Origin of the sequence: Phocaeicola sp. GP0067 (assembly GCF_031119655.1) — a bacterium.
Classification (GTDB): Bacteria; Bacteroidota; Bacteroidia; order Bacteroidales; family Bacteroidaceae; genus Phocaeicola; species Phocaeicola vulgatus.
On the sequence record NZ_JAVHZY010000006.1, the window covers coordinates 70,210 to 94,370 of the forward strand.

The 24,161-nt window shown below is 43.8% G+C and carries 15 protein-coding genes and 1 tRNA gene; 13 read left to right on the forward strand and 3 right to left on the reverse strand.

Annotated elements, in window-relative coordinates; genetic code table 11:
- Window positions 1-4: 4 nt before the first annotated feature.
- Genes RE317_RS06745 through RE317_RS06755 form a run of 3 tightly spaced genes read left to right on the forward strand, consistent with a single transcriptional unit; the run spans window position 5 to window position 2,991 of the window.
- A complete protein-coding gene (locus RE317_RS06745) occupies window positions 5-1,657 on the forward strand; it encodes an ABC transporter ATP-binding protein (protein ID WP_118430173.1) in 1,653 nt (550 codons plus the stop codon).
- Window positions 1,641-2,555 (forward strand): hypothetical protein, encoded by a 915-nt coding sequence (locus RE317_RS06750; RefSeq protein WP_016270742.1) that lies wholly within the window; start codon window positions 1,641-1,643, stop codon window positions 2,553-2,555. Before RE317_RS06745 ends, RE317_RS06750 begins: the two co-directional genes overlap by 17 nt.
- Entirely contained in the window at window positions 2,524-2,991 is a 468-nt protein-coding gene (locus RE317_RS06755) for a S26 family signal peptidase (RefSeq protein WP_012056038.1), read from the forward strand. Before RE317_RS06750 ends, RE317_RS06755 begins: the two co-directional genes overlap by 32 nt.
- Before the next feature lie 27 nt (window positions 2,992-3,018).
- Here RE317_RS06755 and RE317_RS06760 read toward each other — a convergent pair whose 3' ends face one another.
- Complete coding sequence (locus RE317_RS06760) at window positions 3,019-4,179, reverse strand: exo-beta-N-acetylmuramidase NamZ domain-containing protein (RefSeq protein WP_008671501.1); 1,161 nt, start codon at window positions 4,177-4,179, stop codon at window positions 3,019-3,021.
- Window positions 4,180-4,232: 53 nt separating this feature from the next.
- On the opposite strand from RE317_RS06760, the gene RE317_RS06765 reads away from it, so the two are divergent.
- Together RE317_RS06765 and RE317_RS06770 are read left to right on the forward strand one after the other, a co-directional pair.
- Window positions 4,233-4,769 (forward strand): HD domain-containing protein, encoded by a 537-nt coding sequence (locus tag RE317_RS06765; RefSeq protein WP_005840439.1) that lies wholly within the window; start codon window positions 4,233-4,235, stop codon window positions 4,767-4,769.
- 90 nt (window positions 4,770-4,859) lie between these two features.
- Window positions 4,860-7,595 carry a putative LPS assembly protein LptD gene (locus RE317_RS06770; protein WP_022508814.1) on the forward strand — a complete coding sequence of 912 codons (2,736 nt, stop codon included), beginning with the start codon at window positions 4,860-4,862 and terminating at the stop codon, window positions 7,593-7,595.
- Between the two features lie 89 nt (window positions 7,596-7,684).
- Here RE317_RS06770 and RE317_RS06775 read toward each other — a convergent pair whose 3' ends face one another.
- Entirely contained in the window at window positions 7,685-8,347 is a 663-nt protein-coding gene (locus RE317_RS06775; RefSeq protein WP_005840435.1) for a uracil-DNA glycosylase, read from the reverse strand.
- A gap of 560 nt (window positions 8,348-8,907) precedes the next feature.
- On the opposite strand from RE317_RS06775, the gene RE317_RS06780 reads away from it, so the two are divergent.
- From RE317_RS06780 to RE317_RS06795, 4 genes are all read left to right on the forward strand, one after another.
- The gene (locus RE317_RS06780; protein WP_008671496.1) at window positions 8,908-11,979 is read left to right on the forward strand and encodes a TonB-dependent receptor; all 3,072 of its coding nucleotides are present in this window, start codon (window positions 8,908-8,910) and stop codon (window positions 11,977-11,979) included.
- A gap of 19 nt (window positions 11,980-11,998) precedes the next feature.
- Window positions 11,999-13,702: a RagB/SusD family nutrient uptake outer membrane protein gene (locus RE317_RS06785; RefSeq protein WP_008671493.1), complete on the forward strand. Its 1,704-nt coding sequence runs from the start codon at window positions 11,999-12,001 to the stop codon at window positions 13,700-13,702.
- Window positions 13,703-13,757: 55 nt separating this feature from the next.
- Window positions 13,758-14,216 (forward strand): DUF5018-related domain-containing protein, encoded by a 459-nt coding sequence (locus RE317_RS06790; protein WP_008671490.1) that lies wholly within the window; start codon window positions 13,758-13,760, stop codon window positions 14,214-14,216.
- Window positions 14,217-14,368: 152 nt separating this feature from the next.
- On the forward strand, window positions 14,369-15,868 hold the full coding sequence (locus RE317_RS06795; protein ID WP_008782178.1) for a putative Ig domain-containing protein: 1,500 nt from the start codon (window positions 14,369-14,371) through the stop codon (window positions 15,866-15,868).
- A gap of 93 nt (window positions 15,869-15,961) precedes the next feature.
- On the opposite strand, the gene asnA is transcribed toward RE317_RS06795, so the two are convergent.
- The gene (asnA, locus tag RE317_RS06800) at window positions 15,962-17,002 is read right to left on the reverse strand and encodes an aspartate--ammonia ligase (protein ID WP_005851270.1); all 1,041 of its coding nucleotides are present in this window, start codon (window positions 17,000-17,002) and stop codon (window positions 15,962-15,964) included.
- Window positions 17,003-17,204: 202 nt separating this feature from the next.
- Here asnA and RE317_RS06805 point away from each other — a divergent pair.
- From RE317_RS06805 to RE317_RS06820, 4 genes are all read left to right on the forward strand, one after another.
- A tRNA-Arg gene (locus tag RE317_RS06805) sits at window positions 17,205-17,276 on the forward strand.
- Between the two features lie 311 nt (window positions 17,277-17,587).
- Entirely contained in the window at window positions 17,588-20,863 is a 3,276-nt protein-coding gene (locus RE317_RS06810) for a TonB-dependent receptor (RefSeq protein ID WP_057279482.1), read from the forward strand.
- A 19-nt stretch (window positions 20,864-20,882) separates the two neighbouring features.
- The gene (gene nanU, locus RE317_RS06815) at window positions 20,883-22,385 is read left to right on the forward strand and encodes a SusD family outer membrane lipoprotein NanU (protein ID WP_005840429.1); all 1,503 of its coding nucleotides are present in this window, start codon (window positions 20,883-20,885) and stop codon (window positions 22,383-22,385) included.
- Between the two features lie 132 nt (window positions 22,386-22,517).
- Window positions 22,518-24,158 carry a sialidase family protein gene (locus RE317_RS06820; protein ID WP_005851277.1) on the forward strand — a complete coding sequence of 547 codons (1,641 nt, stop codon included), beginning with the start codon at window positions 22,518-22,520 and terminating at the stop codon, window positions 24,156-24,158.
- The last annotated feature ends 3 nt before the right edge of the window (window positions 24,159-24,161 follow it).

Below are 24,161 nucleotides of genomic sequence, written 5' to 3' on the forward strand. Positions count from 1 at the left end.
GTTTATGTTGAAAAGAATCTGCCGTTTGTTGTTGCCTGATGAAAGGAAAATGGGGATAAGGGTGGTTTGTGCCGTATTTCTTTGCGCATTACTTGACTTTGCCGGACTCGCTGCCCTGTTGCCTGTCTTGTTTTTTCTGTTGGATGACGGGAGGGATAAAGATGCCGCCCTGTTATTTTGTCTGGTGGCAATAGTCTTTATTTTGGTGAAAAACGCTTTGGCAGCGGGGCTTTCACGTTTTCAAAACCATTTTCTGATGTCTCTTTACCGTCGGCTCAGCTTTTCTCTCTTTACTTCTTACTATCAACGGGGATTATTGTTTATACGCAGCAGGGGGAGTATCCGGCTGGGATATGAGGTGAACTATATCTGTTATGCTTTTTCTTTAAACCTTCTTTCCCCCTTGCTTCGCATGACAGGAGAACTGCTGCTTGTTTTTTGGGTGACGGCAGCTTTGTTGGTTTACGCTCCGTTGACGGTACTGATGCTGTATATTGCCTTTCTGCCTTTCATGCTGATTTACGGATGGGGGATCAGGAAACCGATGCGCCGTTATGGTGAGCAGGAGCAGCAGGCTCGTCGTGAGCAATCCCGGCTGGTCACGGAAACGATGAAAGGGTATGCCGAATTGGAACTGAATGCGGCGTTTCCTTTTCTTCAGCAGGCATTCGCCCAGAAGGTAAGGAAAATCAGTGAGAGCCGTTTGAAACTGGAAACGATACAGCATCTTCCTCTTTGCCTTTCCGAAATGGCGGTCATATCGGGGCTGACCTTGCTCACCGTTTTCGGAACAGGGGATATCAAAGCGCTGGTAGGTGTCTTTGCTGTGGCGGCTTTCCGGCTGTTACCCGCTTTGCGCGGCATCTTAGGTGGTTGGACACAAGTACAGAATGCGGTCTATTCTCTGCGGATTATAGAGGAAGGGTTGGGGGATAAGGGGATGGAAGCAGTTTCTCCATCATGGGGGCAGGAAGCGTTTTCTTTTCAAAAAGAGATACGGATAGAACACCTCACCTATGCTTATCCTGAAAGTAAAGAGGTTCTAAAGGACTTTTGTTGTACTATTCGTAAGGGGGAATATGTAGGTATCTGTGGTGAGAGTGGCGTGGGTAAATCTACCTTGTTTAATCTGCTTTTGGGATTTATCACTCCAGATAAAGGCGCTATTCGGATAGATGGCAGGCCGCTTGCCGATGTGCCGAGGCAGGAATGGCATCGCAAGGTGGGATATGTGCAACAGGAAGTGTTTGTGCTGGATGGGACCTTGGCGGAAAACATTGCTTTGGGATGCCGGTCTATAGATAAGGAACGGGTAGCGGAGATAGTGAGGCTGGTGAGATTGGATGCTTGGGTGGATGAATTGCCGCAAGGAATGGATACTCCTTTGGGTGAAGGGGGAGGAAGGCTTTCGGGAGGTCAGAAACAACGGGTAGGCATCGCCCGTGCTTTGTATAAGAAAGCGGAGGTGCTTCTACTGGATGAGGCTACTTCTGCATTGGATAATGAGACTGAACGGGCTGTCAATGAAATGCTTCTCGGTCTGATGAAGGAGTGTAGGGGGCTGACTGTTCTTACGATAGCCCATCGGGAAAGCTCGTTGGCATATTGTCATCGTGTAATCAGATTAAATGGAAAAGACAATGGATCGAATTTATAAAATAGGTGGCCACTGCTTCGCATTGCCGGACGAAAGGTTGATGGAGGCGGTGGATGGTATCAGCGGTTTCAAGCCTTTTGTTTGGCAACCGGATCTGGTTTCGGCAAAAGATGTATATGAGGGTGCTTGGTTGCCGGATTTTACTGTTTGGGAGGGAAACGGTTGGGGTTTTCCGGCTTTTCAGAGAAAGTCCTATGGGTTCGGATATGAAGATGTAACCGGTACTTTTGGTGTGAGTGGGGATAGCTTTTTGTTGGAACTGGCTCCGCAGGGAGAACCGTCGCTTTATCTCCGGACGATGGGTGGAACCGGGAGAGGTATCTGTTTATATGGTCATTATTCTCCCCGTCTTTTAAGGTTTGCCTTATGGATGGGGTATGGCCTGATGACGGTACGGAAAGATACGGTTGCCTTGCATGGCAGTTGTATTGTTTATAAGGGGAAAGCGGTTCTTTTTTTAGGTGAAAGCGGAACCGGAAAAAGTACCCATACCCGTTTGTGGAGGGAAAATATAGCAGGAAGTAAGTTGCTGAATGATGACAGTCCCATTGTGCGTTATGAAGAGGGGGGCGTGTGGGTATATGGCAGCCCGTGGAGTGGGAAGACTCCTTGTTATAAGGCGGAGCGTTATCCGTTGGCCGGATGTGTACGTTTGTCACAAGCACCGTATAACAAGATACGGAGATTGAACACTTTGCAGGCTTATGCAGCTTTGCATCCGTCTGCTCCTCCTGCATTTGCATACGAGGAGGAATTATACTGTGGGGTTTGTAGTCTGTTGGAAAAGATGGTTTCATCCATTCCTGTTTATCATCTGGAGTGTTTGCCCGATGCGGAGGCGGTGAAATTAGTATGTCGTACTTTATATGGAGATGGGTATGAAGCGGATAGCGAATGAATGTTTCTTTGCGTGGGTGGAGTCGGAAATCAAAAGTGGCAGGAGTGTGAAGTTCCGGGTGAAAGGCAATTCCATGATGCCTTTACTGAGAAATGGGAAGGATGAAGTGGTGGTGGGGCCGTATGATAAGGAGGAGTTGAAACTTTTTGATGTCATTCTGTTCCGGCAGACAGACCGGTATGTATTGCATCGGATTATTCAAAAAAGAGACAGTCGTTATCTGATGCAGGGGGATGGCGTCTGCCGTTTTTATGAGGAATGTGAGGACACGGATATCATCGGGGTGGTGAGAAAGGTATGCAGGCCTTCCGGAAAGAAGATTGAAACGGATTCCATGTGTTGGCGGTTGGAAAGCCGTTTGTGGTTGGGGCTTGGTGGATGCAGAGGAATGGTGCTGCGTGTCCTGAATAGATTGGGTTGTTGTCTCCTTTTTTGACGAAATCTGTCAGCTTGGAAGGAAATATTATTCATAAAGCAGGTATTTCTCTCTCATCTTTTTGTAGGCTTCCAGTTCATTCTGCCATCCTGCACGGATTTCTTCTTCACTGGCTCCTTTCATGATTTGTTCCCTTACGGTACGGTTCCCTATCAGCAGGTCGAACCATTGCGGGCGGGTAAAGAACTTGTCCGCTTTCCCAAGGTCTTGATAAGCTTGATAATAGGTGATGATGTATTTTAAAGAGAATCCTTTCGGGGCGGTGATATGGCGGAGATTATTGCCATAGCAGTATTGGTTTTTATACATCGGATTCTTGTCAAAGCCTTCCAAGGCTTCCGGTCTGAAAGAAAAGGAGGAGATGCGGATATCCGGTGAACCGATTACTTGAAAAGGATAAAGAGTACCTCTGCCCACACTGATGGCTGTACCTTCAAACGGGCAGAGTGAAGGATATAAGGCAATTGCCTGGTCGTTGGGCAGGTTGGGAGAGGGTTTTACCGGAAGCGAATAGGGTTGTCCGTGTTTCCAGCCTTCCACGGGGATGACGGTCAACGCGCATTTTTTGCCGTTGGGCAGCCAGCCTTCGCCATTGATCATTTGAGCCAGCTCGCCTACAGTGCAACCGTGTAAAATGGGGATGGCGTGCATACCCACAAAACTTTTCTGGTTTTTCTGTCGCACAGGGCCGTCCACGTAATCACAAGGATTGGGCCGGTCTGTGATGACCAGTTGTTTCCGGTTCTCGGCACAAGCTTCCATTACATACTGCATGGTGCTGATATAGGTATAGAAACGGGCGCCTACATCCTGAATGTCGAACACAATCAGGTCTATGTCCTGTAGCTGTGTGGCTGTAGGTTTCTTATTTTTACCGTAAAGGGACAGGATGGGTATTCCCGTGCGGGTATCTTTTCCGTTCCTGATGGTTTCTCCGGCATCGGCATCACCCCGGAAGCCGTGTTCGGGAGCGAATACCTTTTTTATTTGTATATGCGCTGCAAGCAGGGTGTCCAACAGATGGGTTTCTCCTACTTTGGAGGTTTGGTTTACAACCAATGCCACACGCTTCCCTTTTAATATAGGTAAGAGACGGCCCATCTGTTCGGCTCCGGTGATAACCTTTTGCGCGGTCACGGCGTTGCAGATAAACAAGAGGCAGTATAGGAAAATGTATTTTGTTTTCATGATATGTGGCGATTATTTTGTAATATTGCACAAAAATAAGAATTTAATTGAGAATGGACGCACTTGCTATCATTAATAAATATTATCCTGAAGATAATGAACTGAAACATATCCTGCTGGCGCATAGCCGTTCGGTGGCCGATAAGGCGTTATGGATTGCCGGAAAGCATCCGGAATTGAATCTGGACAAGCAGTTTCTGGAAGAGGCGGCGATGCTGCACGATATTGGTATTTTTATGACGGATGCTGAGGGCATTTGTTGTTTCGGATCTTATCCTTATATTTGTCATGGATATTTGGGGGCTGATCTGATGCGGAAAGAAGGATTTCCGCGTCATGCATTGGTCTGTGAGAGACATACGGGAGCGGGTATGTCTTTGCAAAGTATTATTGACCAGCAGTTGCCTGTTCCTCATCGGAATATGGTTCCGGTTTCGCTGGAAGAACAGGTTATTTGCTTTGCCGACAAGTTTTTCTCAAAGACGCATCTGGACAGGGAAAAGAGCGTGGAGAAGGCGTTAAAGAGTATTTCACGTTATGGGGAAGATGGGATAATCCGTTTTAACCATTGGTGCGAATGTTTCTTGTAAGCCTTAAAAATAAATTAAATATCCGCTAAATAGTTCATTATTGGCGGATAATGCTTAATTTTGCCCCTCAAAAGCGTAAATGATTTGTGAATGACGCCACTAAAACGACATAGATTTATAACATTCCTACTACTATTTGCATGCCTGTCACTTTCTTTAAGTACAGGTGCTCAACGCAGAAAGCGGAATTCTGCATCCGGTAATGATTCCCTGAAAGTAGATAGTGCTTTGGTAGATACGTTGTCTATCGATACGGTTGCACCTAAAAAGAAACAGCCGTTGGATGCGCCTGTTATTTATGAAGCAAATGACTCTATCGTATTCACTGAGGGCGGATATGCCCATCTGTATGGTGACGGTAAGGTGAACTATGAGAAAATAGAGTTGACCTCTGCCGTGATTACAATGAACATGGATAGCAGTACGGTGTATGCCCGTGGTGTTCCCGACTCGGTTGGCGTGGAAAAAGGTACTCCTGTCTTTAAGGATGGCGAGACTCCGTATGAGTCAAAAATCATGCGTTATAACTTCAAGTCGAAGAAGGGGTTCATTAATAATATCGTTACTCAGCAGGGGGAAGGATACGTTACCAGTGAGGAGTCGAAGAAAGGTGCTAATGATGAACTTTATTTGCGTCACGGACGATATACTACGTGTGATAATCACGAACATCCTCACTTCTATCTGAAACTTTCCATGGCGAAAGTGCGTCCTAAGAAAAATGTGGTTTTCGGTCCTGCCCAGCTGGTGGTGGAGGATGTGCCGTTGCCTATCGCTATTCCTTTCGGATTTTTTCCGTTTAACAGCAGTTATTCGTCAGGATTCATTATGCCTACATACGGTGATGAAATGAATCGTGGTTTTTATTTGCGTGATGGGGGATATTATTTCGCCATCAGTGACCGTATGGATTTGAAAGTGTTGGGTGAGATCTTTACGAAAGGTTCATGGGGTCTGTCCGTGCAGTCTAATTATAACAAGAGATATAAATATAGCGGTAATTTCAATGCCAGTTATCTGGTAACGAAAACCGGTGAGAAGAATATGCCGGACTATATGGTTACAAAAGATTTCAGAATTGCATGGAGTCACAGACAGGATGCCAAGGCTAACCCTAACAGCTCTTTTTCGGCGAATGTGAACTTTGCGACCAGTAGTTATGACCAGCGTAACCTGAGTAGTTTGTACAACCCGCAGCAGTATTCAAATAACACCAAGACGTCTAGTGTGAGTTATTCGCGCAATTTCCCCGAAATAGGATTGAATCTGTCCAGTACATTCAATATCTCTCAGAATACGCGTGACTCTTCTATCAGTGTGACGTTGCCGGATTTGAATATTTCATTGAACCGTATTTATCCGTTCAAGCGTAAGAAAGCGGTAGGTGATGAACGTTGGTATGAGAAAATCTCACTCCAATATACCGGCCAGATGACGAACTCGATTAATACCAAGGATAATCTGATTCTGAAGCAGGGTTTGAATAAATGGACTAATGGTATGCAGCATAAGATTCCTATCAGCGCTACATTCACTTTGTTTAAATATATCAACGTTGTGCCTTCTTTCAACTATACCGAGCGCTGGTATATGCGCAAGGTGGAGCAGAGTTATGATCCGTCGGCACCTAATAATGTGCGGAGAGATACAATCAACGGTTTCAACCGTGTGTATAACTATGATTTGAGCTTGCAGGTGAATACCAAGATGTATGGTTTCTACAAACCGTGGAAGAAATTGTTTGGCGACAAGATTGAAATGATCCGTCACGTCTTTACTCCTTCGGTGAGCATGAGTTATGCGCCGGACTTCAGTACGTCTAGGTATGGATATGTGGGAACGTATACTTATACTGATACGGATGGAGAAGTACGTACTCAGACTTATAATCCATATGAAGGTTTGCCTTACTCTTTCTCGCCCAGTGGTAAATCCGAGAATTTCACTTTCTCTATAGATAATAATGTGGAAATGAAAGTGAAATCCGATGCGGATACTACCGGAGTGAAGAAAATCAGCTTGATTGACCAGTTGGGAGCCAGTATTTCCTATAATGCGGCGGCTAAAGAGAAACCTTGGGGAAATTTGAGTATGAATCTGCGCTTGAAACTGACCAAGAGTTATACTTTTAATATGAACGCCCAGTTTGCTACGTATGCTTATGAGTTTGATAAAGACGGCAAGGTAGTGGAAGGCAACCGTACAGAATGGTCATACGGACGTTTTGGTCGTTTTCAGGGGTATAGCGGTTCTTTCTCGTATACATTGAATAATGATTCGTGGAAAAAGTGGTTTGGGCCGAAAGATGAAAAGGACAGTAAGGGGGATAAAGACAAGAAGAATGAAAATCTGGATGAGTACAGTGATGATGGCAATGAAAACACGGAGGAAGAAGATAACTCCGGTTTGAGAAAGACAGAGAAGGCGGCTATAGATCCGGATGGCTATATGGCTTTCAAGATGCCATGGTCATTGAGCTTGAGTTATAGTTATAGTATTCGTGAGGACAGAAGCAAGCAGATTAATATCAAGACGATGCGATATCCTTATTCGGTGACTCATTCATTGAATGTTTCCGGTAATGTGAAGTTGGGTAGCCGCTGGAATGTGAATTATTCTTCGGGGTATGATTTTAATACGAAAGAGATGTCAATGACAACGGTCAATATCAGCCGTGACCTGCACTGTTTCAATATGAGCTGTGGCTTGGTATTCGGTCCCTTTACTTCCTATAACTTCAGTATTCGTGCTAACTCCAGTATGCTGACCGATGCTTTGAAATGGGATCAGCGAAGCAATACGGGTAGTGCGGTGAATTGGTACTAGGAGGAAGTTGGGAATAAAAAAATGAGAAATGGTTTCTGATAACAACACGCAACCATTTCTCATTTTTTTATTCTGTTTTTTATTTATGTCTACCACTCAATCGGTGTTTGCCCGTGCGCTTGCAAATATTCGTTGGTACGGCTGAAGTGCTTGTTGCCAAAGAAACCGTTATAGGCTGACAGGGGGGACGGATGTGCGGAAGCCAGTACCAGGTGCTTGTTGCGGTCTATGAAGGCGCCTTTTTTCTGTGCATAAGATCCCCATAAGATGAATACAATATTTTCACGTTGTTCTGCCAGTACACGGATGGCGGCATCTGTAAATTCCTCCCAGCCCCGTCGTTGATGAGAGCCTGCCTGATGGGCACGGACCGTCAGTGTGGCATTGAGTAATAAAACTCCTTGATTCGCCCAGCGGGTCAGGTTGCCTGAAGTAGGGATGGGAGCACCCAAATCGCTTTGTATTTCTTTGAAAATATTTTGTAGGGAAGGAGGAAAAGGTACTCCGTCATTAACAGAGAAGCAGAGTCCGTGCGCCTGGCCGGGACCATGGTAGGGATCTTGGCCGATAATGACGACTTTCACTTTGTCAAACGGGCACAGATTGAAGGCGTTGAATATAAATCTGCCCGGTGGGTAAATAGTGGCAGTCTGGTATTCGCTTCTTACAAACTCAGTGAGTCTGATAAAGTAATCTTTTTCAAATTCGGGTGCCAGATGTTGTTTCCAGCTTTCTTCTATTTGTACGTTCATCTTATTTTATTTTTTAATTTTCCCAAAGATAGGGAAAGTTTATAAACGATGTTACGTTTCGAATGATAAAAATAAGCTTCGTTTTCATGGAAATCGCTCTATTCTTTTTCTACTCCTAAGAAAAAGTAAATTTCAGATGGAAGTATGCTTTTTATTTTCAGCGGTTTGAGTAGGTGGGCATGTGTAATGACTAAGTTCTTTGAGAATTAAATAATAAATCTGCTCTATCTGGGAACAAATATAGAGATTATTTTCAATTTTCATTGTTAAATCCGAAAGTATTTTTCTTATGAATGAGGCTTTTTATTAAAGGTATATTTAATAAAATAGGTTTATATTGCTGAATATTAGCCTAATATAGCTTTTATTCCAATTTATTAATTTCTTCTTGTTTTGCGCTTTCTGGTAGAAAACAGGTATCACAAATAGGGCCGAAACGGGTTCTTCATGCTCTTGAATAGGCTTTTAAAGGCGTGGCTAAGTTCTCAAAGAACTTAGCTAATTAACATCTGTGTATTTAAAATTATTAAAAATATTATTTAACCTAATGTCTAATTTTAATGGAGAAAAGCATGAAAAAAAATGTGCCTGTTCCTTGTTCGTTGAGGCAGATATTGTCCTTGGCGTTGCTATTACTTGGATCGACAATGGTAGCACAAAATTTCACAGTGAAAGGTCTTGTTGTGGACAGCAGTGCAGAACCTGTAATTGGGGCAAACGTGTTGGTAGAGGGAACTACCAATGGGACAATTACAGATTTTGAGGGGCTCTTTACGCTGCAGGATGTCCCGAGTAAAGCCAATCTTGTAATTTCTTTTATCGGGTACAAAACCCAAGTTATCCCTGTAGATGGAAAAAAAGACTTTAAAATTGTATTGAAAGATGACAGTGAGCTGATTGATGAGGTTGTGGTGATTGGTTACGGTACGACTTCTACCCGTAAGATGGCTTCATCGGTTACGGCGGTGAAAGGCGAGAAGTTGCAGGACTTGCCGTTCAATGACGTGGTCAGTTCTTTGCAAGGACGTGCCAGCGGTGTCATCGTCCAGCAGTCCGGAGGAGAACCGGGATCGGTTCCGTCCATTTCTATCCGTGGAGGTGGAGCTCCTATTTATGTAATAGATGGTGTGATTTCTGACTCTTGGGATTTCAATACTTTGAATCCGGTAGATATTGAGAGCATGTCCATATTGAAGGATGCGGCATCTTTGGCCGTATACGGATCGCGCGCTGCCAACGGTATTATAATGGTGAAGACCAAGCAGGGCGGCAAAGGCAAAATAGCCGTAACTTATTCATTTAATGCGGAATTCAGCCAGCCCACCATGATGATGGAAAAGACTCGTGCTTATGATTACGCGGTACATCAGAATTTGGTGCGCGAAAATGATTTCCTTTCTCCCACCTTTGATGATAAGCAGTTGCAGGCTATTCTCAACCAAACTGATCCCTACAATCTGGCTGACACCGATTGGCAGGACTTGGCTTTGAAGAATTTTGCCCCGCAGTACAAGCATTCCCTCTCGTTGAGCGGAACCAGCCAGCGGGTGAATTATTATGTGTCATTGGGCGCTTTCGACCAGGGGAGCTTGTATCGTTCCAATGCATTGAATTACAACCGCTATAATCTCCGTAGCAACATCAATACCACGTTTGATGAGATAGGATTGAAAGTGGGTGTCAATATCAATGGCGCCATTGAGAATAAAGAATATCCGTCCACCAGTGCCGGACGTATCTGGGAATTGCTGGCCGATGTGTCTCCCTTGCAGCCGGCTTATAATGAAGACGGTACTTACAGGGCGCTGACGGACCATCCGTTGGTATTGACCGACAAACGCTCGGGCTATGACAAGAACGACGGAAAGTATATCAATGTACAATTGGTAGCCGACTGGACCTTGCCTTGGCTGAAAGACTTGACTTTGGGTACCATGTTCAATTACAGGGCAAACGACTCGCATGTGAAGAACTTTTCAACAAAGGCTCCCCAATACAATGCCGACGGTTCGTTGTACCCCATTGCCAAACCATCTTTGACGGAAAAAGGTTATTGGGGATCAATCTATAACTTTGAGCTGAGTGCAGCCTATATGAAGACTTTTGCCGAGAAGCACACCATAGACGCCAAAGCTGTCTTTACAGTTTCGGAAAGTGACGGCTCCGAGTTCTGGGCTTCTCGTAAGGAATATATGTCGGCAGTTGTTGACCAGTTGTTTGCAGGTTCGCAAGAAGGCCAGCTGAACTCCGGTAACTCCAGTGAAGGAGGAAGAATGGGTTTTGTAGGTCGTTTGAAGTACGATTATGAGAACCGTTATATCATTGAAGGCAGCTTCCGCTATGATGGCTCTGATAATTTTGCACCGGGACACCGTTGGGGCTTTTTCCCTTCGGGTGCAGTAGCTTGGGCGCTTAGCGAAGAACCGTTCTTTAAAAACCTGGATTTGAAGTTTGTCAACTTGTTGAAGTTCCGTGCTTCTTATGGACAAACGGGTACGGAAGCGGGCGTGAACCGTTTCGGCTATCTTTCTACTTATTCCATGGATACAACGGGTGCTGTGGTAGGAGGCGCCTTGGTGTCGGGCTTTAACGAAGGGGCTTTGGTCGCTCCGGAACTGTTGAGCTGGTACACTGTCAATTCCTTGAATTACGGTCTTGACTTCTCGTTGTTCAAGCAACGCTTTACAGGTTCGCTGGATTATTTTTATTATGTAACCAAAGGTGGTTTGATGAGTCCGGGCGACCGTTATACCACTCCGTTAGGCAAGAAACTTCCGCAGATAAAATCGGATAGCGAACAACGCCGCGAAGGTTTTGAGTTTTCATTCCGCTGGAGAGATACTACTGCCCGTAAGTTTACTTACGAAGTGGGCTTGAACATGACTTATTATAACAATTTGTGGAAGGTAAAAGCGGATGAAGGCGAAACCAGCCTGAAGAACCCTTGGAAGCGCCAGACCCATCAGACGGACTATTTCGGTATCGCCTATTATGACAGGGGCTTGTATCAGACTCCTCAGCAGATTGTAATGTACCCCCGGCGTACTTCTTCTGCGGACACCCGGCTGGGCGACATCGCCTATACGGACGTAAACGGTGACGGAAAAATAGACGGAGAAGACCAGGTACGCATAGGTATGCCTACCAGTCCTCATTTCACCTTCGGTGTGGATTTCTCCTTCAATTATGAAGGATTTACGCTTTCCGGATTGATTTACGGAACGGGTAAACGCTATCTGGGATTGGGCGACCGCTTGAAAAAGGGTGAAGCCAAATACCTGTATTATAAAGAACAACTGAACTATTGGCGTCCCGATAACACAGATGCCGATTTCCCGCGTGTCTCGACTTCTGCCAATGTCAATGGAAGCAACAACCAGGCTGCGTCTACTTTTTGGTATAAAAACGCCCAGTTCTTGCGCTTGAAGAATCTTTCTTTAAGTTATGACTTGAAATATAAATTATTGAAGAAATGCGATTGGATATCCACGCTCCGCATTAATCTGGCAGGCAGCAACTTGTTCACTATCTCCGGCGTGAATGATTATTTCGACCCGGAAACATCCGATACAAGTGCTAACGGTTATCCTGTACAGCGCGTTTATTCAATTGGTGCAACAATCGGTTTTTAAAGTAAAGGAGGAATAAACAATGAAGAAACTCAAAAATATACTGGCAGTCGTTCTTTTAGCTGCCGCAACCTTTTCTTGTAATGATGTATTGGACAAAGGTCCGCTAGACAGCTATTCGGAGAATGATGTATGGAAAAGCACGGATTTAACGCAGGCTTTCCTCTACACTACACTCAGGATATCTACCGACAAGTTGATACAGAATGACCGTTGGACAGACAATGACATCATTCTGGATGATGGGGAGGCCACGGCCATCAATAAGGATTTGAAAGACAGATATTATGATGCCGGATGGAATGTTTATGAAAACATCCGCCGCTGCAATCTGGTGATAGCCAAAATGGCCGATGCGCCTTTTACGGAAGGCGAACGCGCCAACTTTATAGCCCAGGCTAAATTCTTTAGGGCAATGACTTATTTTTCTCGCGCACGTTTTTTCGGCAAACTGATGTTGGTCAAGGAGTTGGTGGACAAAGACGAGGACATGACTCAGTATGGCAGGACGGCCACCATTAAAGATACGTATGACTTTATTTTGCAGGACTTGAAAGACGCTGCTTCCGGATTGAGAGCCAGTGAACCCACAGGTATGCCGACCAAAGGCGCTGCTTATGCTTTGCTGGCCGAAGCTGCATTGCACGGTGCAGCTTACATTGAAAGCGGACAAAGTGAATATTACGAGATAGCCCGGCAGGCCAGTGAGGATTTGTTTGCGCTGAATGTCTATTCATTGGACACCGATTACAAGAATATGTTCAATGACTTCGACCATTCACAGAACTCGAAAGAGATTATACTTGCCCAGTGGAAGAGCTCGGATAATACCATTTTCCAGAATACGTGGATGCAGGATCTGGTTCCCAACAACGATAACAATAAGAATAAGGAAGGATCGCTCCCCTTGCTGGTTGAAGAGCTGGCAGGCTGGCCCAAGTCTTTCCCTTCCGTTGATTTGGTAAACCAGTATTTGGTAGTGGATGAAGACGGCAAGGCAAAAGAATGGGATGAAACGTCTTATTATCAGAACTTTTTAGCAAAAGGGGGATATGTGTCCAATGCGATTTATAAGAATAGGGACAACCGTTTTTATGCTTCCATTGCCCAGGATTCTTCCAACTATTTTAAGAATACCATCACAATGAGGAAAAAGGGTAACCTGAACTGGGCATCGAAAGCTGCCGAGATATGGGGAACTCCTATTTCAGGATATGTGTATCGCAAAGGAGTGTACGAGGCTGTAAGGTTGTTGAACAGCGAACCTACTTCTTATCACTACGTACTTTTGAGGTTGGGACGTTCTTATCTGAATTATGCCGAGGTCATGTTGCGTCAGAACAAAGTGAATGCCGCTATTGAATATATCAATAAGACCCGTACTGTTCATGGCGGTTTGCCTGAATTACCTTCCGGATTGTCAGCCGAAGAGGCGTGGAAAGAATATAAACGGGAACGCCGCATCGAACTGCTGCACGAAAATGACCGCTACTGGTCTTTGCTTCGTTGGGGTAAGGCCGACGGACTGGAAATTGTGAAGGAGCTGAATACACACCAAAATGCATGTATGGAAATAGCAGAGGATGGCAAGTCGTTTGAAATCATTGATTTACCTTCTAATATTTCGGATAATAATCATGCCTTTACTTCCAGGCGTTATTTATTCCCGGTGCCGCAGTCGGAAAGAGATGTCAACTCCAGTCTGGATCAGAATCCGGAATGGTAATCCGGCAAAAACGTTTTTTAAATATAAGTGGAATTTAAAACAAAATATTGCAGATATGAAGAAAATTATAAATATAGCGATGCTATTGGTACTGTTGGTATCAGCCTCTTCGTGCTTGAAATCCGGATTGGATGACCTGCCGACTTACGATGAGGCTAAGATTACCAATATCTATTTTGAATACCGTTGGTATGACGACGCTGCAAAACAATTGCGAGTTCAAACTCTGACACTTGCCAAGACAATAGATGAAGAAAACAATACAGTTACGTGCAAGATTACGGTTCCCGGAACTAATGCTGTCTTTACAGAGCAGATTCGGAATGAAGTTTCATTGAGTAATATTGTATGTTATATTGATATGTCTACGGCCGCACGTCTGAAACCTTTGAATGCTGCTCCGACTTTAGGGGAGGTGCAAGATTTCTCGGCAAAGGATTTCCGTTATCTTATTACTGCCGCCAATGGTGATAAAAGAGAATGGACTATCAAGATACAGGATTTTATAAAATGAGATTTTAACATAGCTGAATAGGTATTAGGATTATCGTGATTGATTAACTGGAGGTGCCGTTGTGCCGTGAGGAAAAGCGGCACCTTCTTCGCTTTTTCTTATAAATATGTATTTTTACGGACCGATTTAACCTATTAATTTTATAAATCAAGATGATGATGAAAAGAAGTTTTACTCTCACAATATTCGTTTGGGTGCTTGTACTGGTTCTGGGAACCTTTCAAGCGGTGGCAAACGGAGCAAATCCTCGCTTGTTTGAGGGCGCACCTCAAATCAATCCTCCTTCTATTATAGGTAATTATCCTTCTACACCTTTCTTGTTTTATATTCCCACTTTAGGAGAACGTCCTATGCAATGGAAGGCCGACGGACTACCCCAAGGGCTAGTGCTGGATGAGAAGACAGGGATCATAAAGGGGCAGGTATCTCGGAAAGGTGTTTATAAAGTAAAGCTGGTTGCTGAAAATAAATCGGGTAAAGACGAGAAGGAATTGCTTATAAACATCGGTGATGCACTGGCTTTAACCCCTCCTATGGGCTGGAGTAGCTGGAATACCTTTGGAAGGCATCTCACCGGAGAACTGATAAAAGAAGTGGCCGACGCGATGGTGGCCAATGGTATGCGCGATTTGGGATATGCCTATATTAATATAGATGATTTCTGGCAATTGGCAGAACGGGGAGCGGATGGACATATGCAAGTGGATAAAGAGAAGTTTCCCGATGGCATAAAACCGATTGCGGATTATCTGCACGAACGGGGATTTAAACTTGGCATATATTCCGATGCGGCAGATAAAACTTGCGGGGGAGTATGCGGCAGTTATGGTCATGAGGTGACAGATGCCAATGATTTTGCTTCGTGGGGAGTGGACTTGTTGAAATATGACTATTGCAATGCACCGGACGGGAGGCAGGATGCAATGGAACGTTACACGGTGATGGGGAAGGCGCTGCGTGCTACAGGCCGTTCCATTGTTTTCAGCATTTGTGAATGGGGACAACGTGAACCGTGGAAGTGGGCCAAATCCGTAGGCGGGCATTATTGGAGGACTACAGGAGATATCGGCGACCATTGGTCTAATGCTGTCACGGGTCCGGGTTGGGGTGTCATGGAAATAACGGATATAAATGGGAAATTGGATAACTATGCAGGTCCCGGCGGTTGGAATGATCCGGACATGCTGATCGTGGGAATTTCAGGAAAAAGTATGTCTATTGCTGATGCAAAGAGTGGCTGCTCCGATGAACAGTATCGTTCGCACATGAGTTTGTGGTGTATGATGGCTTCTCCTTTATTGAGCGGGAATGATGTCCGCGATATGACGTCGGTTACTTTAGAAACTCTGACTAACCCTGAAATCATAGCCATCAATCAGGATGTGCTGGGCAGACAGGCAGAGAGGGTTATCCGTCATGATAAATACGATGTCTGGGCTAAACCGCTGAGCGACGGTTCGGTGGCAGTGATGTGTCTGAACCGTTTTGACGAGCCTGTGACAGTGCACCTTAATGACAAGACCATTCCCGGAGTTACCACGAATACCGGGATTCGTGATGTATGGTTGCACAAAGAGTTAGGAAAGTTTCCGCAAGGAATGAATGTGGAATTGGGGGCTTATCAGTGCAAAGTATTTATTTTCAAGAAATAAAGTGTGGCGGATAGAAAAAGAGGATGATGAAAGAGAAAACCTGAGAGCTTTCTTTTTACGTCATCCTCTTCTTTCATTGCTGATAGATTATAATCAAATAAGTTGCATACCCAGTTGAGCGCATTCTTTTCTCATCTCTTCGGGCCATATACTGGCTTGGATTTCACCTATGTGGGCTTTCTGTAAATAAAGCATACAGAGTCGTGATTGTCCTATACCACCGCCGATACACAAAGGAAGAGTTTCATTTAGCAGGCGTTTGTGGAAATACAGTTCTTTACGTTTTTCCTGTCCGCTGAGTGTCAGTTGGCGGAGCAGCGCTTCTTTGTCTACACGGATACCCATAGAGGAAAGTTCGACGGAACGGTCCAGTACTTTGTCCCAAACTAACAGGTCGCCATTCAGACCGGGAAGTCCGGTTTCCGGGTTGATTGTGGTATAGTCGTCATAGTCAGGTGCGCGCAAGTCATGTTCTTTACCGTCACTCAGTTTGCAGCCTATACCTATAATAAATACCGCACCGTATTTTTGTGAGATGGCATGTTCACGTTCTTTCGGACTCTTGTCGGGATACATTTGGCAAAGCTCTTCCGAGTGGATGAAATGAATGTCATGTGGCAGGAAGGGTTTGATCTGCGGGTACATTTCACATACCATATATTCTGTGCGGCGCATGGCTGCATAAATACGGGTTACTATTTGTTTCAGGAAATCAACCGTGCGTTGTTCTTTGGTAATTACACGCTCCCAGTCCCACTGGTCTACATATAGCGAGTGGAGATTACCTAATTCCTCGTCAGCCCGGATGGCGTTCATGTCTGTATAGATACCATAACCCGGCTCTATATTGTAATCGGCCAAAGTCAGCCTTTTCCATTTTGCCAGTGAATGGACAACTTCGGCCTGTGCGTCTCCCAAGTCTTTGATAGGGAAAGATACCGCCCGTTCGGTTCCGCTCAAGTCATCATTGATACCCATTCCCTTCAATACAAATAGCGGGGCGGTGACACGGCGCAGACGTAATTCTGACGACAGGTTCTGTTGAAAGAACTCTTTTATTTGCTTAATGCCTAACTCTGTTTGTTTTAAATCAAGCAAGGCTTTATAGTTAGCTGGTTTAATTAGGTAACTCATTGTAAAATAGATCTAGTTGTTTTAATTGCTTGCAAATATAGAAATTATTTGTGATATTGTTATATGTTTAGCCGAAAATATAATCAAATTGATTGTTTTATGCTTAAATTAATGAGCAAAATATTATTTTGATAGATAAATATCCCAAATTATTAGGATAAAGACAATATATTTTGTACTTTTGCACGTCCAAGTTTCAGACGCACCCGTAGTTCAATGGATAGAATACCGGATTCCGGTTCCGACGATATGAGTTCGATTCTCATCGGGTGTACAATTCAGTAACCTCTTTGCAAAGAATTGCAAGGAGGTTTTTTCTTGTTATATCTTCTCCGTATGAACCTTTTTTCCTTTTTTGAGTTATTCCCTTATGTAACTTTTTAAAATATGCCTTAATATTTAGTTTATTCTAAAAAACAAAGACTAATAAAGAATATAGTTCCTTTTGTTTCTTGTATATACTAAATATATGTGCATATATTCGCTGTTGATTTTAAAATTATTTTCTTTTTAAGGGGTTTTAAAACTAACACTTAATTAAACTTTTTTATTTAAACATTAATTTATCAACCAAATCTGAGATTCATGAAGAAAGCTCTCTTTTTTATCGTATGCCTCTGTTTTGCAATAAACATGATGGCGCAAACAAAAACGATAACAGGGGTAGTGGTAGATGCCACCGGTGAACCTGTTATCGGAGCGAGTGTCCTGGAGGTGGGGACAACAAATGGTACAATAACTGATGTAGACGGTAACTTTACTATCCAAGTGCCTGTGGGGGCAAAACTGGATGTGAGTTATATAGGTTACAAAACACAACAAATTGTAGTGGGAGTGCCAAACACCTACAAGGTTATTTTAAAAGAAGATGCAGAAATGCTGGATGAGGTCGTGGTGACCGGTTATGGAATGAGTCAGAAACGTTCGTTGATGACGAACTCTATTTCAAAGTTGGATGATAAAGTATTACAAAATGCAGCTATGAGTAATGCGGCCCAATCCTTGCAGGGAACTGTCAGCGGATTGCGTGTGACAAATACTTCGGGTAAACCGGGTAGTTCGCCCAATATCGTTTTGCGTGGTGGTGCTTCCATAAACAAGAATCTGGAAGGGCCGTTGGTCGTGGTGGATGGCCTTGTGCGTTCTATGGATGATATCAATCCTTCAGATATTGAATCCATACAGGTGCTGAAAGATGCGGCTTCCACAGCTATTTATGGTGCCCGTGCCAATAACGGCGTAATTCTGGTGACAACCAAGAAGGGGGTGGAAGGCAGGACACAAATTACTTATAAGTTCAAAGGGGGTGTGAACTTTGCACGTGAAGGGTATAAGTATTTGGATGCCGGTGACTATTTGTATTATCAACGTTTAGGTTGGCAGCGTACCAATGGCGGTACAAGTATGGAGAACCAGAAAGGTTTTGGGGTTAACTCCGGAGTGGATCTGGCCTTTATGACAGATGCAAACAAACATTTGCTGAATGAAGGATGGCGGTCTATGGCGGATCCTGTGGATCCTGATAAAACTTTGATTTTTAGAAACCATGCCGGTGAGCTGCATGATCTGACTTTCCGCAATGCCGCGTTTACACAAGATCATTATCTGAATTTGTCGGGAGGTAATGACAAAGGAACATTTTCCTCATCTTTAGGGTATTATTCGGAAGACGGTCAGATAATTTCTACCAATTATCAGCGTGTGAACGGGACTATCAACGGTTCATACAAGTTGTTGCCCGTTTTGACAGTGAATGCCGGCGGTAGTTTTTCATGGTCCAAGATGCCCGATTTATGGACTTACGACTTGAAAAGCCCTTGGAACGGAGAAACGGGAGAGTATGAGTTGTTCTATCGTACCATGAGTATGTTTCCCACTTGGAATCCGTGGAATGAGGATGGAAGTCCTGCTGCCGGATGGAGTAATCAGGATGGTAATCCTTATTATTGGAAAGATAAACTGACTCGTTCTACAACGAACCGTAAGACTTCGTTTAATATCGGTTTTGCTTTGGAAATCCTTCCGCAGCAATTGTTCCTGAATGGAAACAGTTCTATGTATTATACAGATAGTCAGTTTGAACTGTTTGAAAAGAAATATCAACAGATAGGACAAGCTTCCAATACCAATCGTAATGCTTCTCAAACAAATACAAAAGTTTTTCAACAACAGCATGCATTGACTCTGGAATATAAAAAAGGTTTTAGCGGACATAATATCAATGCCATGGCAGGTGGTGAGTATTTTGATTATCAGTATCAGAACCTGGAAGCGCGTGTTTCCGGTGCTCCTACAGATGATATACCTACTTTAAATGCGGGCACTAACCGTACTTATACTACTTCTGTCAAAACCGGATATCGCATTCTTTCCGGTTTCGCCCGTGTTAACTATGATTATAATTATCGTTATATGGTGTCCTTGGTAGCCCGTTATGACGGTATTTCCAAATTGTCCGACAATCGTTGGGGATTTTTTCCGGGTATATCTGCCGGTTGGAATGTGCATGAGGAAGCTTTCTTTAAAGATTCAAAGTTTGCGGAAGTAGTATCCTTGATTAAACCGCGTATCAGTTATGGGTTGAACGGTAATGTAAACGGTATCGGTAATTTTGATGTATATGGTAAATATGGTTCGGTAGGTGCTTATAATGGTAACCTGGGTTATTTGAATACAGGGGTGGTCAATAGTAAATTGCGTTGGGAAAAGAGCCATACGTTTGAACTGGGGCTTGACTTGGGCTTTTTCAATAATCGTATTCATATGATTATGGACTACTATGACCGCACGACTTCCGATTTGCTGACTGATGTGAATTTGCCGGAATATACAGGATTTCCCTCGTTCAAAACGAATCTGGGTACTATCAGCAACCGTGGTTTCGAACTGGAAGCCAAGGTGAATCTGCTGACAAGGAAGGACTGGTCGTGGGATGTCACCGCTAATACTTCATTTGTGAAGAATATGGTGAAGAAGCTGCCTTTTAACGGGAATGTAAACAACCGTCAGGGGGGTGAGCAGGTATGGGATCCAAAATCCAACTCGTTGGTTTGGGTAGGCGGCATTCAAGAAGGAAAAAGCTTGGGTGATATCATTGCTTATAAACAAGTGCGTATCTTGCGTGACTGGGATGATGTGAGAAATCATGCCGGTGATTTTGTGGATGAGGTTGCCAACCTGTATGGGCCGAATAAGGCTGCCGAATATGCGGGTAAACCGGGATGGAAACCCATTGAGCCGGGAGATGTACTGTGGGATGACAAGAATGGGGATAATGTTATAAATTCATACGACCGTCAGGTGGTGGGTAATATTTATCCGAAATGGACCGGTGGTTTTTCTACCACGCTGAACTATAAAAACTGGTCTTTGTATGGTCGTTTTGACTATGCGGTGGGTCATACCATTTACAATGATTTGAAAGCAAGAATCTTGGGGCAGTATAACGGGTCGTTCAATTTGATTACGGATGTCAGAAATTCGTGGTCTGAAAACAATACGGAAACTAGTATTCCTAAATTCTATTGGGCCGACCAGAATGCGAAAAAGAACATTACCCGTTCCAATAATGGTACAACGAATCTGAACAATAATAACTCTACTTTCTATGAAAAGGGGGATTATTTGTGTCTGCGTGAGGTAACCTTGAGTTATAAATTCCCGAAGAATCTTATAAATAAGGTGTTCTTGACCGATGCGTCCGTGTATGTTACGGGGCAGAATTTATTCTATATTACCGGATATGATGGAACTTCTCCGGAACCGGTTATGGATATTCAGGCAAATGGTCGTGGCGGTATAGACAATGGACGCTATCCTACACCAAGAACCGTTCTGTTTGGTTTACAATTGTCATTTTAATGTGTAAAAAAGAAAAGGTATGAACATAAAAAAGATAATATTGGCTTTTGCCGCATCGGCTATGTTGGCCGGTGGATGTACTTCGTTGGATATGGACCCGGTGAGCGATATCACTGACTTGAATTACTGGAAAACTCCGGAACAGTTTGATTCATTTGTTTTTGGACTGCATAGTCGCTTCAGGAGCCATTCGTGGAATATGTTTTTGTTGGGTGAGGCAAGAAGTGATGTCTTTGGGGGAATTCCTTTCGGTGGAGAAGCTACCCAGGGGATGGAACGTTTTCCTTATAATACATTGAATGCGGAGAATCCCGGAATCAGCGGGTTTGGTGATTTGTATCAGAATATCAACCAGATGAACTTGTTTATCAGCAGAACTCTTCATACGGATGTGCTGACTGAAAGTGCCAGGAATTATTATTTGGGACAGGTGTATGGATTGCGTGCTTACTATATGTATCAGCTATATCGTTCATGGGGAGATGTCGTGTTTACGGAAGAGCCTAGCCTGGGTTTTGAAGTGGGTAAACTGGCAAAGGCGGCGACTCCGGCTGCCGAAATCTTTGAGCAGGTAAAAAAAGATATAGAATCTTCATTAAGTTATTTTGGATCCGATTATACCATAAAGGAAAAAAAATCGCTGTGGTCAAAGGCTGCCACATTGATGCTGAAAGCGGATGTATATCTGTGGAGTGCCCATCGTGACGGGGGAGAAGGAGATGCCCGGACAGCAAAGAATGCGTTGGTTGACATACAGAATAATATCAGCCGTAGCAATCTGGACTTGATGGATACTTATCAGGGAGTGTTTGCTTATGATAATAAAGGTAATAAAGAGATTATCTTTACCATTCATAATGAATTGTTTGAATACAATCTGTGGAATGGAAATAATGATTTGTTTCCACAGGCTGATTATTTAGGGAAATTCTATAATGCGGATGGTACTTTGATAAATACGTCGGTCGAGAATAATTTCGGTATCATGCGCCTGATGGTGAAATTGGAAAACTTCAAGAAGTTTCTGCCGGGAGACACCCGTCGTGACGTTACATTGAAAGATGTATATAATAAGGTGGAAAATGGCAAGTTGGAATTGGTAGGGGTGTATCCGCATAAGTATTGGGGAGTTATGAATGGGAGTACACGGGTGAGATGTGATGATTATCCTATTTATAGATATTCGGATTTGCTATTGATGCTGGCTGAGGCGAAAGTGCTTTTGGGTGAGGATCCAGCTACAGAGATAAACCGGGTGCGCCGGCGTGCGTTTGGTGATGCGTATGATGCTTCAACAGTGGGGTTTCCCAATCAGGAAGTCGATAAGCGTCCGGCGGATGCTGTCTTGCAGGAACGTTTGTTTGAATTTATGCTGGAAGGTAAACGATGGTATGACTTGAGGCGTTTTGGCGATTCGTACGTGCTTGACTATACTCCGGCGGAGCCTGCCCGTCTGCTTTGGCCTATCAACCAAGGAGCTCTTACTAATAATCCATTGTTGAAACAAACGGTTGGTTATTAAATTTTTGTCGGATAAGAATCTTTAATTGCATAAAAAGACGGTGTTCTTTATGAAATTAATAAAGAAACCGTCTTTTTATTTTCTAATTTCAATAAAAACTTTTATTTTTACACCCGTAAAATTATAAATATTATGAGAAACCCTAGCTTATTACTGCTAATTGTTGTTTTTATATTAGCACCCTTCAAGTTGAGTGCGGCGGCAGATACGGTTGTTGTCCGCGAAACCCGGATTCCTGTGTTGATTGAAAGGCAGGATAATGAGTTGTTTCATTTACGTATAGAGGCTACTCAAAGTCAGATGCTGAATGAAGTGAAGTTGGACTTCGGCAAAGACGTGAATTTGAATGAAATTGAATCTGTGAAACTGTATTATGGTGGAACTGAAAGCGTGGAGAGGAGGGGAAAGACTTATTTTGCTCCGGTAGATTATATATCTAATAATACTCCGGGAAAAACATTGGCTGCCAATACTTCTTATTCCGTTTTGAAGTCGGAAGTGAAGGCCCCGAAGCGTGAGGTTGTATTGAAAGCTGACCAAAAATTGTTTCCGGGAGTGAATTATTTTTGGATTAGCCTGCAAATGAAGCCTGTTGCTTCTATCTTGTCCAAAGTGTCGGCAGAAGTGGTGGAAGCTAAGATTGACGGACAGGTTGCTCCTTTGAAGATAGCCCGTAAGGCGGATACCCATTATATGGGGATCGGCGTGCGTCATGCCGGTGACGACGGGGCTGCTGCCTATCGTATTCCCGGATTGGCCACTTCAAATAAAGGAACCTTGTTGGGGGTATATGATGTACGCTATAATAATAGTGCGGATTTACAGGAGTATGTGGAAATAGGTCTGAGCAGAAGTACGGACGGAGGTCAGACTTGGGAGAAAATGCGCATTCCGATGGCATTTGGTGAATATGATGGGTTGCCTAAAGCACAGAATGGAGTAGGCGATCCGGCCATTTTGGTTGATAAGAAGACAGGAACTATCTGGATTGTCGCTGCCTGGACACATGGTATGGGAAATGGGCGTGCGTGGTGGAATTCACAAACAGGCATGGACCGTAATCATACAGCACAATTAATGATGGTGAAAAGTGATGATGATGGTAAGACCTGGTCGGAGCCTATGAATATAACAGAACAGGTGAAAGATCCGTCATGGTATTTCTTGCTGCAAGGTCCCGGTAGAGGTATCTCTATGGAAGATGGAACATTGGTCTTTGCCAGCCAGTATATTGGCAATGACCGTATTCCTAATGCCGGTATTATATACAGTAAGGATCATGGAAAAACCTGGAATATCAGTACATTGGCACGCACTAATACAACTGAATCTCAGGTAGCGGAAGTGGAACCGGGAGTGCTGATGCTGAATATGCGTGATAATCGTGGTGGCAGTCGTGCCGTTTCTACAACTACAGATTTAGGTAAAACATGGAAAGAACATGAGTCTTCACGTACAGCCTTACAGGAACCGGTTTGTATGGCCAGTTTGATTAGTGTTAAAGCTAAAGAGAATGTATTGGGTAAAGACATCCTTTTGTTCTCTAATCCGAATGATGCCAAGAACCGTCATAGCATTACCATCAAAGCAAGTCTGGATGGTGGGGTGACTTGGTTGCCCGAGAATCAATTGCTGCTGGATGCCGGTTGGGGTTGGGGATACAGCTGCTTGACTATGATTGACAAGGAAACAGTAGGAATTTTATATGAAAGCAGTGTGGCCCACATGACTTTCCAAGCGATAAAGCTGAAAGATATTATTAAGACCAAATAAATA